This window comes from Pontivivens nitratireducens (genome assembly GCF_011290545.1).
Taxonomy (GTDB): Bacteria; Pseudomonadota; Alphaproteobacteria; order Rhodobacterales; family Rhodobacteraceae; genus Pontivivens; species Pontivivens nitratireducens.
Genome location: NZ_CP049811.1, coordinates 2,480,287 through 2,495,689, shown reverse-complemented (window position 1 = coordinate 2,495,689; position 15,403 = coordinate 2,480,287). Strand labels below are relative to the sequence as shown.

The 15,403-nt window shown below is 61.6% G+C and carries 16 protein-coding genes; 10 read left to right on the top strand and 6 right to left on the bottom strand.

Annotated elements, in window-relative coordinates:
• Position 1: 1 nt before the first annotated feature.
• Positions 2-949 carry a 1-phosphofructokinase family hexose kinase gene (locus G8E03_RS12340; protein ID WP_166192369.1) on the top strand — a complete coding sequence of 316 codons (948 nt, stop codon included), beginning with the start codon at positions 2-4 and terminating at the stop codon, positions 947-949.
• A gap of 55 nt (positions 950-1,004) precedes the next feature.
• Here the strand turns inward: G8E03_RS12340 and G8E03_RS12335 are convergent, their stop codons facing one another.
• Entirely contained in the window at positions 1,005-2,108 is a 1,104-nt protein-coding gene (locus G8E03_RS12335) for a polyheme membrane-associated cytochrome C (RefSeq protein ID WP_205793103.1), read from the bottom strand.
• Positions 2,109-2,273: 165 nt separating this feature from the next.
• Between G8E03_RS12335 and G8E03_RS12330 the strand changes: the two genes are divergently transcribed.
• The 9 genes from G8E03_RS12330 to G8E03_RS12290 are packed head-to-tail and all read left to right on the top strand — an operon-like array spanning position 2,274 to position 9,183.
• Complete coding sequence (locus G8E03_RS12330; RefSeq protein ID WP_166192366.1) at positions 2,274-3,500, top strand: hypothetical protein; 1,227 nt, start codon at positions 2,274-2,276, stop codon at positions 3,498-3,500.
• A complete protein-coding gene (locus G8E03_RS12325; protein WP_166192363.1) occupies positions 3,497-4,345 on the top strand; it encodes an RnfABCDGE type electron transport complex subunit D in 849 nt (282 codons plus the stop codon). The genes G8E03_RS12330 and G8E03_RS12325 overlap by 4 nt, the downstream gene beginning before the upstream one ends.
• Positions 4,338-5,138: an NADH:ubiquinone reductase (Na(+)-transporting) subunit C gene (nqrC, locus tag G8E03_RS12320; RefSeq protein WP_166192360.1), complete on the top strand. Its 801-nt coding sequence runs from the start codon at positions 4,338-4,340 to the stop codon at positions 5,136-5,138. Before G8E03_RS12325 ends, nqrC begins: the two co-directional genes overlap by 8 nt.
• A 1-nt stretch (position 5,139) precedes the next feature.
• Positions 5,140-5,793: an NADH:ubiquinone reductase (Na(+)-transporting) subunit D gene (locus G8E03_RS12315; protein ID WP_166192357.1), complete on the top strand. Its 654-nt coding sequence runs from the start codon at positions 5,140-5,142 to the stop codon at positions 5,791-5,793.
• Entirely contained in the window at positions 5,790-6,389 is a 600-nt protein-coding gene (nqrE, locus tag G8E03_RS12310) for an NADH:ubiquinone reductase (Na(+)-transporting) subunit E (protein ID WP_166192354.1), read from the top strand. The genes G8E03_RS12315 and nqrE overlap by 4 nt, the downstream gene beginning before the upstream one ends.
• Positions 6,386-7,603, top strand: a complete 1,218-nt coding sequence (nqrF, locus tag G8E03_RS12305; protein WP_166192351.1) for an NADH:ubiquinone reductase (Na(+)-transporting) subunit F — start codon at positions 6,386-6,388, stop codon at positions 7,601-7,603. Before nqrE ends, nqrF begins: the two co-directional genes overlap by 4 nt.
• A 2-nt stretch (positions 7,604-7,605) precedes the next feature.
• On the top strand, positions 7,606-8,610 hold the full coding sequence (locus tag G8E03_RS12300) for an FAD:protein FMN transferase (protein ID WP_166192348.1): 1,005 nt from the start codon (positions 7,606-7,608) through the stop codon (positions 8,608-8,610).
• 10 nt (positions 8,611-8,620) lie between these two features.
• On the top strand, positions 8,621-8,788 hold the full coding sequence (locus G8E03_RS12295) for a (Na+)-NQR maturation NqrM (RefSeq protein ID WP_166192345.1): 168 nt from the start codon (positions 8,621-8,623) through the stop codon (positions 8,786-8,788).
• Positions 8,785-9,183 (top strand): CBS domain-containing protein, encoded by a 399-nt coding sequence (locus tag G8E03_RS12290; protein ID WP_166192342.1) that lies wholly within the window; start codon positions 8,785-8,787, stop codon positions 9,181-9,183. The genes G8E03_RS12295 and G8E03_RS12290 overlap by 4 nt, the downstream gene beginning before the upstream one ends.
• A gap of 146 nt (positions 9,184-9,329) precedes the next feature.
• Here G8E03_RS12290 and G8E03_RS12285 read toward each other — a convergent pair whose 3' ends face one another.
• The 5 genes from G8E03_RS12285 to G8E03_RS12265 form a co-directional block, all read right to left on the bottom strand.
• Positions 9,330-10,184: a universal stress protein gene (locus tag G8E03_RS12285; RefSeq protein WP_166192339.1), complete on the bottom strand. Its 855-nt coding sequence runs from the start codon at positions 10,182-10,184 to the stop codon at positions 9,330-9,332.
• Positions 10,185-10,282: 98 nt separating this feature from the next.
• The gene (locus tag G8E03_RS12280) at positions 10,283-10,711 is read right to left on the bottom strand and encodes a hypothetical protein (RefSeq protein WP_166192336.1); all 429 of its coding nucleotides are present in this window, start codon (positions 10,709-10,711) and stop codon (positions 10,283-10,285) included.
• Between the two features lie 182 nt (positions 10,712-10,893).
• Positions 10,894-12,078, bottom strand: coding sequence for an acetate/propionate family kinase (locus tag G8E03_RS12275; RefSeq protein ID WP_166192333.1), 1,185 nt, complete (start codon positions 12,076-12,078; stop codon positions 10,894-10,896).
• Entirely contained in the window at positions 12,075-13,472 is a 1,398-nt protein-coding gene (locus G8E03_RS12270; protein ID WP_166192330.1) for a bifunctional enoyl-CoA hydratase/phosphate acetyltransferase, read from the bottom strand. Before G8E03_RS12270 ends, G8E03_RS12275 begins: the two co-directional genes overlap by 4 nt.
• A 193-nt stretch (positions 13,473-13,665) precedes the next feature.
• Positions 13,666-15,381, bottom strand: coding sequence for a PHA/PHB synthase family protein (locus G8E03_RS12265; protein ID WP_240910342.1), 1,716 nt, complete (start codon positions 15,379-15,381; stop codon positions 13,666-13,668).
• Positions 15,382-15,403 lie beyond the last annotated feature (22 nt).

Here is a 15,403-nt window from a genome sequence, read left to right as displayed (position 1 = left end):
CATGGTCAACATCCTGACGATCACGCTGAATTCGGCCGTCGATCTTGCCACGTCGGTGGATGAGGTCGTCGCCGGGCCGAAGCTCTATTGTGCGCAACCCAGTCTCGACGCCGGGGGCGGGGGTGTGAACGTCGCCCGCGCAATTCGAAAGCTGGGTGGGGACGCGACAGCACTGGTCACGGTCGGCGGTGCCATGGGTGAAACGCTGTTGCAACTGCTGAAGGTCGAGGGCGTTCCGGTGGTTCCCGTGCCCATACATGGGGAGACGCGCTTCAGCTTCGCCGTGACCGATGGCACCAGCGGCGCGCAATATCGCTTCAACCTTCCGGGTGAAACGCTGACCACGGATGAGGGGGCGCGGCTTTTGACTTCGATATCGGATGTCGTGGGGCCGGATGACTTCGTGGTCCTCAGCGGCGGGGTCGCGCCGGGATTGGGCGACGACTTCCCCTTACGCGTGCAGCAGACCATCTCGCGGATGACTGACCGGTTGATCGTCGATACATCACAGGCCCCGCTTGCCCATCTGATCGCGAACCCCGTCGATCCGATTTTCCTTCTCAGGATTGACCGGAAGGAGGCAGAGACAGCGGCGGGTCATGCTATGGAAACCATCGCGGACAGCGTGACCTTCGCGTCCGATCTGATCGAACGCGGCGTGGCCCGGATCGTCGTGACCGGGCGCGGGGCAGAAGGCTCGGTATTGGTGACGCGGGACGCGCGATATTTCTGCCGAGCGGTCGAGGTGCCGGTGCGCAGCACGATCGGAGCGGGCGACTCCTTGGTCGGTGCAATGATCCTGGCATTCGCACGCGGCGAGCAGCCGGATCAGGCGCTTCGCCGTGGTGTCGCCGCCGCCTGTGCGACGGTAAGCACGCCGGCCACGGAACTGTGTTCCCGCGCCGAGGCCGAGGCGTTGTTTCAACGCTGCGAGGTCACGGCGATCTGATCGCCCTGGGGCGCATGGTAGGCGTTTCGGACATCGTGATGCACGTGCGGTTCGCTCAGGGACGGGTCAATCCGGCAATATCGACCTCGACCTTTTCGGACAGGTTTTGAAGGCTGTCGTACAGCAGTTGAAGCGCATAGTGGGGGTTGTGCGTGAAGATCGCAGGTTCCTTGACAACCAGTTGATAGTTATAGGCGGCTTTCAACAGGCGGGGCGTCCAGTCTTGATACCGGTTGGGAAAGACGGCTTCGGCTTCTGACGCGGTTCCGTCACCATCCGTATCGACAAAGAAATACGGATAGGTTGCCGAGTTATAGGCGATAGAAACGCCCGTGACCTCCGTGGCGTATTTCTGAATGGCCTCCTCCAGGCGTCTGTGGAAGTCGGCGATGGGATTTGCGATGCCCTCGGCTGTGTTACCGTCGCCATCGAAATCGGTGGGTGAGATCCTGATCTCGTCGAAACTTGCGATGCCCTGATGGCATGTGGTGCAGGTCTCGATCTCGACTTCCAAGGAATGCGGGCTGTGGCAGCTCGTGCAGGTGTTCAGGTTGGGCACATGATCGAAGCGGCCCTTGTAGATATTCCCCGGATACTCGAACCCGCCATGAGCGATGCCACCCATTAGCGTGGCCGCCGAGGGGGCGTAGTGGACGTTCACGAAGCCCAGATCCGCTGAGACGGTGTCATCCTCCAGACCATCGGTTGCGGCCACGACGGTGTTGGTCGAGCTGCGACCCTGATGGCATACCGCGCACACGGCGGAGGACCCGAAGGTGTCGATCGTGACGCCGGACGGAAATGGAACAGATTCAAGCTCCGACGCACCGGGACTATGGCAAGCGGTGCAATTCACCGGGGTTCCCAGACTGACCGGATGATCTATGAGGCCGGGTGTGCTGATGGGTCCGCTGAGGTAATCGGTGATCCCCTCGCCGGAATGGCAGACGGCACAGGTGCCCGGTATCTCGCCTTCCTCGTCCCAATGCGTAAACGCTTCCGACATCCGGTCGGCGTGGGGGGATGCAAGCCAAGCTTCTGTTATCGCGGCTATATCCGGCGCTTCGCCTTCGGCCATTGCGGCCACGCCGACGAAAGCCGCACTTACGAAAGCCGCACCACTAGCTGTCATCATGGTTCCGAGGATATTTCGATTCATGGAACGTCCCTTTCTGCCGCATGAACAGTGATAAACGGACGGTGCGGTTTTGGATTGAGAAATATCAATCTCGGCCCCCTGTTTCACATCTAGCTTCGGTGCGAATTGCAGGGCGACGCAGCGCGTTTGCCAGATGCCGCCAGAATGGGCAGCAGGATGGGCAGATTGAGACATTTTCACATCAGACAAGGCGACCCCGCGCCGCAAACTCCCGCACCGGCGCAGCAGGTTGAGAATATCGGATTGCCCCGCGAAGTGGCCTTGCTCGGGCGGGATATCCCAGGGGTTCGCCCGCACTTTGTCGTCACCGAAGGGGAGAGCGTCACCTGCGGCCAGACATTGTTCACAGATCGCAAACATCCCCGGATCGCCTTTGTCTCTCCCGCGTCGGGGATCGTGTCGAAGCTGACCTACGGTTCACGCCGAACGCTGGATCTGTGCGTTGTCACTGTCGCACCCGAAAATGAAAAGCCTTCACCCCATAAGATGCCGGATGCTGCGCCGCGTGAGATTTTGCAGGCGCGAGGAATGTGGCCCGCATTCGTGACACGCCCCTTTGGCCGCATGCCGGCGCCCGACGCCGTGTCGGATGCGATTGTCGTGAATGCAGTTCACACATCGCCGCAAGCCCCTGATCCGGCAGTTGTTCTGGAGGGGCAGCGCGACGCCTTCCACCTTGGGCTCAGCGTCCTGAGCAAGCTGACGCCCGCAGATGTTTTCCTGTGCCAATCCCCCGGCAAGCCGCTCGGCCCGGAGGGGGGGCGCATCATTCATGCCAGCTTTTCCGGCACGATGGCGGCCGGTCTGCCGGGAACACAGATCGACAGGCTTTGCCCCGTGGATTTCGGGGGGGCGGTGTGGAGCATCGGTTGTCAGGATGTCATTGCGATCGGACATCTGTTCGGGACCGGCACCTATATGGCGCGGCGCGTCGTCTCGATCACGGGTCCGCAAGCTACTACGCCGAAGCTGGTGCGCAGCGTACTTGGTGCCCGGCTTGCAGAACTTAGCGAAGGCGGGGCTGTCCGCATCCTTTCGGGCAATCCGATCACGGGCCGGGATGCGCAGTTTCTGGGACGTTTCGACGATCAGGTGACCTTGCTGGAACCGCGCCCGCAGGCCGCTGATCCGGCGCGGCAGGCACGGCGGGCTACAATATTCAGGCCGCTGATCCCGTCCGCCTCGATGGAGAAAGCCGTGGCAACCGACACCTACGCCATCCCCCTGGCGCGTGCCCTCAGCGTGGGGGACAGTGACGCGGCACAACGTCTGGGATGTCTGGGTCTGATCGAGGAGGACGTCGCCGCCCTGACGCGCAGATGCACCAGCGGAACCGATTATGCCGCGATGCTGCGCCGGGTTCTGGATGAGCTGGAGTTGGACGCCGCGTGATTACCTTTCCCACCCCTCGAATTGCCGCCCCGCGAACTGTCGTCGGTGTGACGCTGTCACAGACGCTGGCGCTGATGCTGCCTGCTATCGCGGTCGCATGGAACGCGCCTTTGCAATTCGTCGCGCTATTCCTTGTCGCGGGTGGCGTTGCGCTGGCGTGGGAGGTGCTGTTTTGCCTTGTGCGCAAGCGGGGGCTCAGCTTTCACGGGATCACCACGGCGCTGATCGTCACGATCCTATGTCCGCCTGACCTTGCGTACTGGCAACTGATCCTCGCCATCTCGCTTGGCGTCGTGCTGGCAGAGCAGGTGTTCGGGGGGCGAGGGTTCGGTTTTCTCAGCCCGGCGACGGTGGTCCTGTCGTTGCTGATGATCTCGTTTCCGCAAGTCGAACTTCCGATACCGGGGGCAATGCTGGGTCTTGCGACGGTGCCGGGCGCTGTCCTGCTGCTTTTGATGGGTCTGGTCTGCTGGCGCGTCATGCTTGGGGCGGGTGTCGCCGCCGGTGTCTTGCTGTCAATCGGCGGGCCCGTGACCGATCCGGGGGCCGTTGCCGCGACCCTGGCATTCGGGCTGGTCTTTCTGGTTTGCGATCCGACTGCATCCAGCACGACACGGGCGGGCCGCTGGCTGTACGGTGTGTTGGCGGGCGGTCTGTTCGTCAATTTCTCGCAAGGTGCCATTCTGCCGTTCGAGGCGATGGTTTTCGCGGCTCTTCTTGCCAGCATATTCGCGCCCTTGCTCGATCGTCTGGTCATTCTCGCACATGCCTATCGCAGACACGGCGGGAACAAACGGGGCGGGAAGAGACGGGCCGGCAACAAAGGGGGTGGGCGACATGCGTAGTCCCGTATCCCTATGGCGCGGCTTTCTGGCCCGCCCAAATGATGACCGAGTCAAGATCTTTGGCGTCGCGTTTCTGACGGCCGTGTTCAGCGCGGTTGTGGTCACCGTGGCCTCGGTCACGCTGGAGCCCCTGCAAGACGCACATCTGGAGGCCGAGCGCGCGGCCCGGATGGAACAGATGCTCGATACGTTGCCCGGAATGCGCGATATCATGGCCGAGGCAGGTGTAGATGCGCTGACGACCCGGCTCGTCGATCTGGAAACTGGGGCCTTTGTCGAGGAGCCGGATGCCGAAACCTATGATCTGCGCGAAGCCGAAAACGATCCGGAGCGCAGTGTGGAAATCCAGCCCGAGGCCGATCTGGCCCGGTTGGGCCGCAGAGCACGGATCGCGCCGGTATATCTTCTGGAACGTGACGGCGATATTTTGCTGGTCGTGCTTCCGGTCAGCGGCAAGGGCTATCAGTCCACATTGCGTGCCACCCTGGCGCTGCACGCCGACCTGACGACAATCGCGGCCCTGACCATCACCGAGCAGGCGGAGACGCCCGGACTTGGCGCGCGGGTTGAAACACCGCAGTGGCAAGACCTGTGGGCGGGCAAGGAGGTCACGGACGAAACCGGACAGATCGTCATCGACGTCGTTCGGGGGCAGGCAAAAGGCCCGCATGAGGTCGATGCGATCAGCGGGGCCACCATCACCAGCAACGGCGTGGCGAATATGCTGCGCTATTGGCTGGGCGATGACGGTTTCGGCCCCTTCCTTGATCGCCTTCGCGAAGAGGGGATGTGACATGAACGCTACGCTTCGCTATCTGACGGAACCTCTGATCGCCAACAACCCGGTGACGTTGCAGATCCTGGGTATTTGTTCGGCGCTGGCCGTGACCACGACGCTTCAGACGGCTCTTGTCATGTCAGGCGCGCTGACTGCTGTTCTGGTGTTGTCCTCCGCCACCATAAGTCTGATGCGCAATCATATCCCGAATGCCATTCGGCTTATCGTTCAGATCGTGGTGATCGCAACGCTGGTCGTCGTCGCTGACGAATTGCTTCAGGCCTTTGCGTTCGAGGTCAGTCGCCAATTGTCGATCTTCGTTGGCCTGATCGTGACGAATTGTCTGGTACTGGGCCGCGCCGAGGCCTTCGCCACGCGCAACCCGATCGGGCCATCGGTGCTGGATGCCCTGGGCAACGGGTTGGGATACAGCCTTGTGCTGATCATCGTCGGCACAATCCGGGAGGTTCTGGGAACGGGTTCGCTTCTGGGCTACACGCTTCTTCTCCCCCGGGCGGAGGGCGGCTGGTTCGAACCTTTGAGCCTCATGCAGCTTGCCCCAAGTGGCTTTTTCATCATCGCGCTGCTGATCTGGGCCATTCGGTCCGTGCGCGTGGAACAGATTGAAAAACCGCAACATCAACTCTTCCGATCCGAGGTGGAGCAATGACCGATCTTTTGCTGGCGTCGCTGTTTCATCAAAACCTGGCGCTGACATCGTTCCTGGGCATCTGCACGTTTCTGGCCGTATCGCAGCGGTTCGAGACGGCGTTTGGACTGGGCATGGCGGTTATCGTCGTTCAGACCGTGACCGTCCCGATCAACAACTTGATTTTCAACGGTCTTTTGCAGGATGGCGCCTGGGGCTGGCTGGGTCTGGCGGATGTCGATTTGAGCTTTCTCAAGCTGATCGCCTTTATCGGCACCATCGCCGCCGTCGTGCAGGTGCTGGAGATGTTCCTGGATCGCTATGTGCCGCCGCTTTACCGCGCGCTGGGCATTTTCCTGCCGCTGATTACGGTCAACTGCGCGATTCTGGGCGGCAGCCTGTTCATGGTCGAGCGGCAATACGACTTCGCGGAATCCGTCGTTTTCGGCTTTGGCAGTGGTGCGGGCTGGGCGCTGGCGATCATTGCCTTTGCCGCCATCCGCGAGCGGTTGGAATACAGTGACATGCCGCGGGGATTGCAGGGGTTGGGCAGTGCTTTTCTGGTAACCGGGCTGATGTCGCTCGGCTTCGCCGCGTTTGCGAGGGTCGGGCTATGACGGAAATCATCGTCGGCAGTCTGCTTCTGATCACGCTGATCCTGCTTCAGACCATCTTTGTCGTTGCGGCGCGGGCCGCTCTGGTGCCGGATCGTTCGATCTCATTGAGGGTCAACGGCGACACCACAATCCCGGCCCGGACCGGGCAAAAGCTGCTGACCGCGTTGACCGATAACGGCATCCTGATCCCATCGGCCTGTGCCGGGGCAGGGACCTGCGGTCTGTGCCGTGTGCAGATACCGGACGGCCCCGACCTGTTGCCGGTTGAGGCGGCGCGATTTTCCCGAAGCGAGGCGCGCGCCGGGATGCATCTGGCCTGTCAGGTCGTGTTGCGCGACGACATGGCCTTGCAGATCGACGAGGCATTGCTGTCGGCGGAGACGTTCGAGCTGAACGTCGTGTCAACGCGGCAGCTTACCCCCCTGATCAGCGAGGTCGTGCTGCAGATGCCCACGGGACGTCTGCCGGACATTCATGCCGGGTCTTTCCTGCAGATCACCGCGCCGCCCTATTCGCTGGATTATCAACAGATCGACGTGCCGCCGGTTTTCGAGGATCAATGGAGCGCGCTGCGCCATCTGTCGATTTCAACCGGAAGCGAAGTCACCCGGGCCTATTCGGTCGCCAATCGCCCTGAGGATACCGAAGCCGGCCTGCTGGTCCTCAACATCCGGCTGGCCCTGCCGCCGCCGTCGGTGCCGGGTGCGCCGCCCGGTGTGGTGTCGTCATATCTGTTTTCACGCCGATCAGGCGACCGGATAAGCGCCTCCGGCCCCTACGGGTCGTTCCGAGTGCAAAACACCGAACGCGAGATGGTGTTCATAGGCGGCGGCGTCGGAATGGCCCCGTTGCGCGCGATGATATTCGAGCAGCTTTCGCGGCCGGATCAGTCGCGCAAGATCACGTTCTGGTACGGCGCACGTTCCGCGGACGATCTTTACTATGTAGACGAGCTGGACGCGCTGGCGGCCCGATACCCCAATTTCGAATGGACCGTGGCGATTTCGGATCCGCAGCACACGGAGGGCTGGAGCGGACGCACGGGATTCGTTCATTTGGTCGTCTATGAGGACCACTTGCGAGATCATCCCGCACCGGAAAGCTGTGAATACTACCTTTGCGGCCCACCCCTGATGACGCAGGCAGTTCTGGCGATGCTGGATGATCTCGGCGTGGAGCCTGACCACATCTTCAACGATGATTTCGGAGTGTGAACATGATGCTGACACGACGACATATGATGCTGTCTTCGATCGGATTTGCGGTTGCCACGCCCTCCGGTGCCTTCGCGGCAGGCAAAGACGTGGGTGCCCAATCAGTCGGAGGCCAATCAATCGGAGGCCAATCAATCGGAGGTTTGGCCTTCGGTTCCAGCTGGCGGATTACGGCGGCTTCGGGCGATCTGCCGGGCTTTCACCGCGTGGTTCAGGGTATAATTGCCGATATCGACATGCAGATGTCCCCCTATATAGCCCAGTCGGATATCTCGAAATTCAATGCCGCCCGCACGACGGAATGGCAGCAGATGCCCCATGCGCTTTGCACAGTTGCCGGGGAGGCGCTGGAGGTTGCCGGGATGACAGGGGGGCATTTCGACCCGACCGTCGGCCCGCTCGTGTCCCGGCTGGGCTTCGGCCCGATTACCGGTGGCGCAGGCAGCTATACCGGGATCGAGGTCGCGGCGGACCGGCTTCGGAAATCATCGGTCGATCTGACCCTCGATCTGTGTGGAATTGCCAAGGGGTTTGCGCTGGACCGCATCGTCGAGGCGATGAGGGCGCACGGCATGCGCAACGCCTTGGTGGACGTCGGCGGGGAGGTCAGGGCCCTGGGCCAATACCCCGAAGGCAGACCCTGGACCGTTGCCATAGCCGATCCGACCTCCACTGTCCTGCGCGCCTGGACAATTGTCGCGCCGGGACGGCTGGCGCTTGCCACCTCCGGTCACGCGGCCAACGGTGTGACGGGCCGGGTCAGTGTCAGCCATATCATCGACCCGCAAACGGGCGCGCCGGCATCGCCCATGCTGCGTTCGGTTTCCGTTTTGGCCCCGACGGCCATGCGGGCGGATGTGCTTGCCACCGCTCTTTGCGCGGCGGGCCCGGTGGACGGTATCGAAATGGCGCGACGGCTGGATATTCCTGCCCTCTTTATCATTGGGTCAACGGCACAGCCGGTCGAGGTTATGACGGCTGGTTTTCGCAACCATGTGGTGAGTTAGGAGAGCTGCGATGTACACCTTTATCCTTGCCCTTGCTGTCCTGCTATTGGCCGTCGCGGGCCTTGCCATCGGTGTCCTTTTCGGGCGCGCGCCGATCAAGGGCAGTTGCGGGGGGCTGGCCTGCCATCCGGGAATCGACTGCAAGTCCTGTCGCCTCAGGAATGAGGGCAAGACATGAAGAACGTTGCCCTTGTCGCGGATTACATGACGCGCGATCTGATCACCCTGTCCCCCGACACCGAGATTAATAAAGCCATGCACACGCTTTTGCGGCATCGCATCTCGGACGCGCCCGTGGTCGATGCCGAGGGTTCGCTTGTGGGTGTTCTGTCGAAAAAGGACTGTCTGCGTGCCGCCATCGAGGCCAGCTATTATCGTGACTGGGGCGCGACGGTCGCCCGGCACATGACAAGGGACGTCGCCACGATGGAGGCCGGAGAGGACATTCTGACGGCGGCCGAGAGGTTCGTGAATGGCTCTCTACGACGGTTTCCCGTGCTGGAGGATGGACGCCTGGTCGGCCAGATCAGCCGCGCCGATGTCTTGCGAGCGATGGCGGATAGTTGGAAGTGACCCCGCGCGACCGCGCTTTCCTTCGCAACATGCCGGAGCATTCCGCAATTCATGGCTGCTTTTCACGCGAATAGCGACGCCCCCGAACAGGTGCCGCCCGGCCCAGACAGGACGGGCGGCCATGTGTGCCGTCGAGCGGGGACGGGTCAGTGCGCGAGAAAGACCGCTTGTTCCGTTTGCTCGATCATCGTTCGCGTCGTGCCCCCGAAAACAGCCTGCCGGGCGCGGGAATGGCTGTAGGCGCCCATGACGACCAGATCGGCGCCGATCTCCTTGGACCGGTCCAGAATGGAGCGTCCGATATCGCGGCCGCCGCTGGGATATTGCTGGATCGTGACCTTGCAGCCATGGCCGCTCAGCCATTTGGCCAGATCCACGCCGGGATCTTCGCCTGCGCGATATGTTCTCATGACCGGGTCCACCATGCCGATTGTGACCTCCTCGGCCTGTCGCAGGATGGGCAGTGCCTGATGCACCGCGCGCGCGGCGTGCAATTCGGGATTCCACGCGACAAAGACCCGCTTCGATTGCGCCAGCACCTGTGCGTCGGGCGCGTTCAATATCATCCCGACAGGGGATCGAAACAGAATGCCATGGGTGATTTGCGCAAACAGGAAATCGGTCTCGCGCAGATCTTCGCTGACCAGCGCGATATCGCAGAGCATGGCGCGCGGGGCAATAATGTCGGAAACCTGCGAGGCATCAGCGGAGATAACCGAGATTCCGCCATCAATACCATGCTGCTGTAGAAGCGTTTCGATCTCCTCCTGCTTGGCTTTCAGCGCGGTTTTGGTTTCGGACAGGGCATCCTGCCATTCCGGCGGGGTGACGGTGGTCCCGTATGGCGGAGCACCGATTTCGTAATAGGGGAAATGCGGCACCACACCGACAAGAAGAATATCCACCTTTGCCGGAATGGCACGAATTGTTTCGAGCTTTCGCGCAAGGTCATCCAGGGGGGCGTCCTTGCCCACGGCGATGAGGATCGTGCTGTTTTTCATGGAGATTTCCCTCTGACGTTCCCCGCCATTCTAGATCACGGATTGGAGCGTCGTTTGACATTTGTCAATTGTCGGCCCGTTATTGGCGTGCTCTGCGCTTAAACCGGCTCCGACTTGGTGGATTTTGTTACGCGCTTTGCAGTCTCAACGCTTTCCTCCAGGGCTTCGACTTCATTTACGGTGGCGGATGCGGCGCAGGCCGTCAGCATCGTCATGTAGTCTTTCGCGTCCTCGGCCAAACGTTCCATCGAATGGGATTGCCATCCTGTCAGAATGCCAATCGCCGCCGTCGGATTTCCCATCGCGTCGTCAACCAGTTGTTTGCTGACATCAAGCGCGGTTTGCGTGCCTTCGTGACGCCGCTTGAACCAGGCGGAGGAGAAGGCTTCGAATTCCTTCAGAAAAGTATCCTGCGCCTGCCAGAAGTGGGTGCTCTGAAGACCGAACGCCGGCAGAGCCGCAAATGCGGATGGGGTCGACTTCGCCATGTCCTGCATGTTCGCGAATGTCTTGCTGAGATTTGTCATTCCGGTCTCCTGCTATCTGGTGTGGCTGGCTTTGTGTGACTGGGCGGCGGCAATGGCGCGGGTTCTGGTTTTGCAGAGGTCCCGGTCTCGCTGCCTTCCATAAAGCAGATTCGCAGACTCGCGGATTGACAAACATCAATTCCGGACGGTTGACGCCGGGTGACAGAGTCAGATTTTTGTCTTCAAGGTTCCATCAGGGTCCGGCAGGCGGCGGCAATCACAGCCTCTTCGTCGGTGGGCAGCACCAGAACATCAATGGCGCAATCCGCCGAACTGATCCGAATTTCATTGGCGTCGTTCGCGGCTTCATCCACACCGATCCCCAACCATTGCAGCCGGTCACAGATCGCCCGCCGGACATGTGCGGAGTTTTCGCCAATTCCCGCAGTGAACACGAGGGCATCCAGACCCCCGATCGCGGGCACAAGGCCCGCCAGCGTGCTGGCCGCGCGATAGACGTAGAGGTCGATGGCATCGCGGGCGGATTGCGCGTCGCTGTCCTCCAGCACCCTCATGTCGTTGCTGATCCCGGACACGCCAAGCAGACCGGACTGTTGGTAGAGAAGCGCCTCGATCTGCGTCGCGTCCATGCCCTTGGACTGCAACAGGTACAGCACGACGCCGGGGTCCAGCGCACCGCAACGGCGCCCCATCATGAGGCCGTCCAGAGCGGTGAAGCCCATGCTTGTCGCGACGCTTCTGCGATTTTGCATCGCGCACATGCTTGCCCCATTGCCCAGATGGGCGACGATGACCCGCCCTTCGGCCTTCGCGCCGATATGGTCGGGCAGCACACTAGCGATGTAATCATAGGACAGGCCGTGGAACCCGTATCTGATGACGCCTTCGTCACTCAGCGCGCGGGGCAGGGCGAACAGGGTCGCCAGCGGGTCCTGCGTGCGATGAAACCCGGTGTCAAAGCAGGCGATCTGGGGAAGGTCCGGCAGCCATTTCGCTACGGCCCGGATTGCCGCAAGGTTGTGGGGCTGGTGCAGGGGGGCGAGCGGCACAAGCTCATCCAGCTGCCTGAGGACATTATCGTCCAGGCGCACGGGCTGGCTGAAATGCCGCCCGCCATGCACGACCCGATGCCCGACCATCGTGAGGGATCGGCCGCCAAGGTGCCGCTCAACCCAGTCTAGCAGCAGTGCAATCAGCTCCTCATGGCTGGAAGCCGGGCTGAGCCTCGCAAGTTGTGTCGAGGTCAGGGCGATGCCTGCGGCATCTTTCGCCGAAAAGACGGGCGCGCCCCCGATGCCCGAGATCTTGCCGGAAATGCGGGGGCGCGCGTCTGGCTGTTCCGCTTCGAAAATCGCGAATTTCAGGCTCGATGACCCGGCGTTCAATGTCAGGATATCGCCGGTCATAGCGAGAGTTCCGCCGCGCGACGGTGAACGAAAAGCTGCGCCATCGCGGCGGAGGCCAGCCGCGACATCACCCCGTCAGACCGGCTGGTCAGCACGATGGGAATCCGCGCGCCCAGAACCAGGCCCGCCGCATCCGCCCCGGCCAGATAGATCAGTTGCTTCGCGATCATGTTGCCGGCCTCTAGGTCCGGCACGATCAGGATGTCGGCATCGCCCGCCACGTCAGAAACGATGCCCTTGGACTGTGCCGCTGATCTGGAAATGGCATTGTCGAAGGCAAGGGGGCCATCCAGCACCCCGCCTGTGATTTGCCCGCGAGCGGCCATCTTGCACAAAGCGGCGGCGTCGACGGTTGACGGAATGCTGGGCGTGACGGTCTCCACCGCTGACAGAACCGCAACCTTCGGACAGGCAACCCCCAGCGCCTGACCCAGTTCGATGGCGTTCTGGACAATGTCGCGTTTTGCCGCCAGGTCGGGAAAGATATTGATCGCGGCATCGCTGATCATCAGCGGCTTGGGGTAATTCGGCACATCCAGTGTAAAGACATGGGTGATGCGCCGTTCGGTGCGCAGGCCGGTTTTGCGGTCAACCACAGGCGCGAGCAGTTCATCCGTGTGTATCTTGCCCTTCATCAGCATGCCCACCTCGCCAGCACGCGCGAGGGCGACGGCCTTTTCGGCGGCGGCGTGGCTGTGGGGAACATCGACAATCCTGATGTCGGTCAGCGGGCGTCCGATCTCCTGCGCAATCGCCTCGATTTTGGAGCGGGGGCCGATGAGAATCGGGATGATTATGCCTTGCGACGCTGCCTCAAGCGCGCCTTGCAGCGACAGCGGATCGCAGGGATGGACCACGGCCGTGGGCACGGCGGGAAGCGAGGCCGTCGCATGGATCAGATCCTGGAACCGGGCGGCGCGCTCGTGCAGGTGAACCTCCGGCAGAACAACGTGCGGGCGGCGGACCTTTTGCGTCGGGGCGATGACCACGGCCTCCCCCTCGATCACGGTTTCGCCGCTTTGGTTCAGGCACAGACAGTCGAGCGTGACGTGGTGATGCTCGCTCGCCTTGTCCTTGACGGTGACCCGGACCGTGACCGTATCGCCCAGTCCGACCGGGCGCAGGAAGCTGAGGTTCTGATTGAGATAGACCGTTCCGGGGCCGGGCAGTTCCGTGCCCAGCACCGCCGAAACCAGTGCACCGCCCCACATGCCATGTGCGATAACCTTGTGAAAAATGTCGGATTTGGCAAAGGCCTCATCGACATGGGCGGGGTTCACATCACCGGACATGACGGCGAACAGCTCGATATCCTGTGTGGTCAGCTTGCGCGTCAGTTCCGCGCTGTCACCGATCCGAAGCTCATCGAAGGTCTTGTTTTCTATGAATTGCATGTGGAGTACTCAATTTTTTGCAGAAGGCTTCAGGATGCGGGGCCTCGAGATCGGACATGACTTATCGGACTGACTTATCGGACAATGACTTGTTGTCGATCACATAGGCCGTTCTGCCTGCTGAGGAATGGAATTTCGCGGATTTCTGACTGTGCGCGTGGCTCCATGGGCTGCGCAGCGATTTCACCGGTCGTCACTTCTGAAACACGTAAGTGCCGGGCGCATCGCAAAGCGGGGGATACCCGTTTTCGTTCGAGCCGAGTGGCGGGGGCGATGTCGCCTCTCCCGAATGTTTGGTCAGCCAGTCGCTCAGCGCGGGCCACCATGATCCCTCGACGGGGCTGGTATTCGCCATCCACCGATCCGGGCCGATATAGTTCGCGTCCTTGGCCCGGAAGGCGATCCGGTAGTGGCGGCGCGGATGGCCGGGTTCCGACACGATGCCCGCATTGTGTCCGCCGCTGGTCAGAACGAAGGTGACATCGGTGTCCGACAGCAGGTTGAACTTGTAGACCGAATGCCACGGCGCCACGTGATCCCGTTCGGTTCCGACCAGAAACACAGGTGCGCGAATGTCGGACACAGTGACCGGGCGATCCCCCACCCGATAGCGTCCTTCCGCGAAATCGTTGTTGAGGTACAGCCTTCGCAGGTATTCGGAATGCATCCGGTAGGGCATCCGCGTGGCGTCCGCATTCCACGCCATCAGGTCGATCATCGGGGTGCGTTCACCCATCAGGTAATCATGGATCATGCGCGACCAGATCAGGTCGTTGGAGCGGAGCAACTGAAACGTCCCGGCCATCTGGCTCGTGTCCAGATAGCCCTGCTTCCACATCATGTCCTCCAGAAAGGTGAGCTGGCTGTCATTGATGAATAGCTGCAACTCGCCCGCTTCTGTGAAATCCGTCTGTGCGGCCAACAGCGTCAGCGTCTTCAGCCGCGCATCGCCGTCGCGGGCCATCGCGGCGGCCGCAATCGACAGGAGCGTGCCGCCCAGGCAATAACCGATGGCGTGCACCTTGTTGCGCTGCGTGATCGCCTGAACCGCGTCTAGTGCCGCCATCACGCCGTGCGACATGTAATCGTCCATGCCCAGATCGCGGTCCCCAGCATCCGGGTTCATCCAGGAGACCATGAAAACGGTAAAGCCCTGATCGGTCAGGAACCGAACCATGGAATTCGTCTCTCCCAGATCGAGGATGTAGTATTTCATGATCCATGCCGGCACTATCAGGATCGGCTCGGGACATACCTCGTCGGTGGTCGGGGCATATTGGATCAGTTCGATCAGCCGATTGCGGTGCACGACCTTGCCCGGCGCGGTGGCGAGGTTCTGACCGACCTGGAAAGCCTCGGCACCGACGGGCTTCTGGCCGCTGCCCAGTCGGGTGGCGTCCTCGACGAAGTTCTGCCAGCCGCGAACGAGGTTCCAGCCCCCTTGCCGGGCTGTCTCCTGCTGCACATCAGGGTTGGTCAGGATGGAATTGGATGGCGAAAAGACATCGAGAATCTGGCGTGAGACGAACTCCATGACGTTCTCATGCTGCTGGGTCATGCCCTCGATCCCGGTGGTGGCGTTGTGCCACCATTGCTGGTTCAGCAGGAAGCCCTGATGGATCACGTTCCAGGGCCAGGACTGCCAGGCCTCGCTGCTGAACCGCCTGTCCTGTGGCAATGGCTCGATACAGGGTTGCGGCGGGTCCGGATGCGTGGCGCAGGTGGTTGCGTAGCTGGCCAGTTTCCACGATTTCCTGGCCGCCTTCTCAACAAGTTGAAGCTGCTTTCCCGGGGCGGTGGCAAGGTGCAGGGCCCAGTCCGAGTAGGCAGCGGCAAGCGCGATGGGTGACAGCCCTGCCGTCGTCTTGGCAATCGCGGCTTTCAGCTCCTTGTCGAGGGCCTCCTCCATGGTGGTATGCGTATCGATCGCC

Coding starts and splice junctions, on each gene's coding strand:
- G8E03_RS12340 (WP_166192369.1), top strand. CDS start 2: ATGGTCAACATCCTGACGATCACGCTGAATTCGGCCGTCGATCTTGCC.
- G8E03_RS12335 (WP_205793103.1), bottom strand. CDS start 2,108: ATGAATCGAAATATCCTCGGAACCATGATGACAGCTAGTGGTGCGGCT.
- nqrC (WP_166192360.1), top strand. CDS start 4,338: ATGCGTAGTCCCGTATCCCTATGGCGCGGCTTTCTGGCCCGCCCAAAT.
- G8E03_RS12315 (WP_166192357.1), top strand. CDS start 5,140: ATGAACGCTACGCTTCGCTATCTGACGGAACCTCTGATCGCCAACAAC.
- nqrE (WP_166192354.1), top strand. CDS start 5,790: ATGACCGATCTTTTGCTGGCGTCGCTGTTTCATCAAAACCTGGCGCTG.
- nqrF (WP_166192351.1), top strand. CDS start 6,386: ATGACGGAAATCATCGTCGGCAGTCTGCTTCTGATCACGCTGATCCTG.
- G8E03_RS12300 (WP_166192348.1), top strand. CDS start 7,606: ATGATGCTGACACGACGACATATGATGCTGTCTTCGATCGGATTTGCG.
- G8E03_RS12295 (WP_166192345.1), top strand. CDS start 8,621: ATGTACACCTTTATCCTTGCCCTTGCTGTCCTGCTATTGGCCGTCGCG.
- G8E03_RS12290 (WP_166192342.1), top strand. CDS start 8,785: ATGAAGAACGTTGCCCTTGTCGCGGATTACATGACGCGCGATCTGATC.
- G8E03_RS12285 (WP_166192339.1), bottom strand. CDS start 10,184: ATGAAAAACAGCACGATCCTCATCGCCGTGGGCAAGGACGCCCCCCTG.
- G8E03_RS12280 (WP_166192336.1), bottom strand. CDS start 10,711: ATGACAAATCTCAGCAAGACATTCGCGAACATGCAGGACATGGCGAAG.
- G8E03_RS12275 (WP_166192333.1), bottom strand. CDS start 12,078: ATGACCGGCGATATCCTGACATTGAACGCCGGGTCATCGAGCCTGAAA.
- G8E03_RS12270 (WP_166192330.1), bottom strand. CDS start 13,472: ATGCAATTCATAGAAAACAAGACCTTCGATGAGCTTCGGATCGGTGAC.
- G8E03_RS12265 (WP_240910342.1), bottom strand. CDS start 15,381: ATGGAGGAGGCCCTCGACAAGGAGCTGAAAGCCGCGATTGCCAAGACG.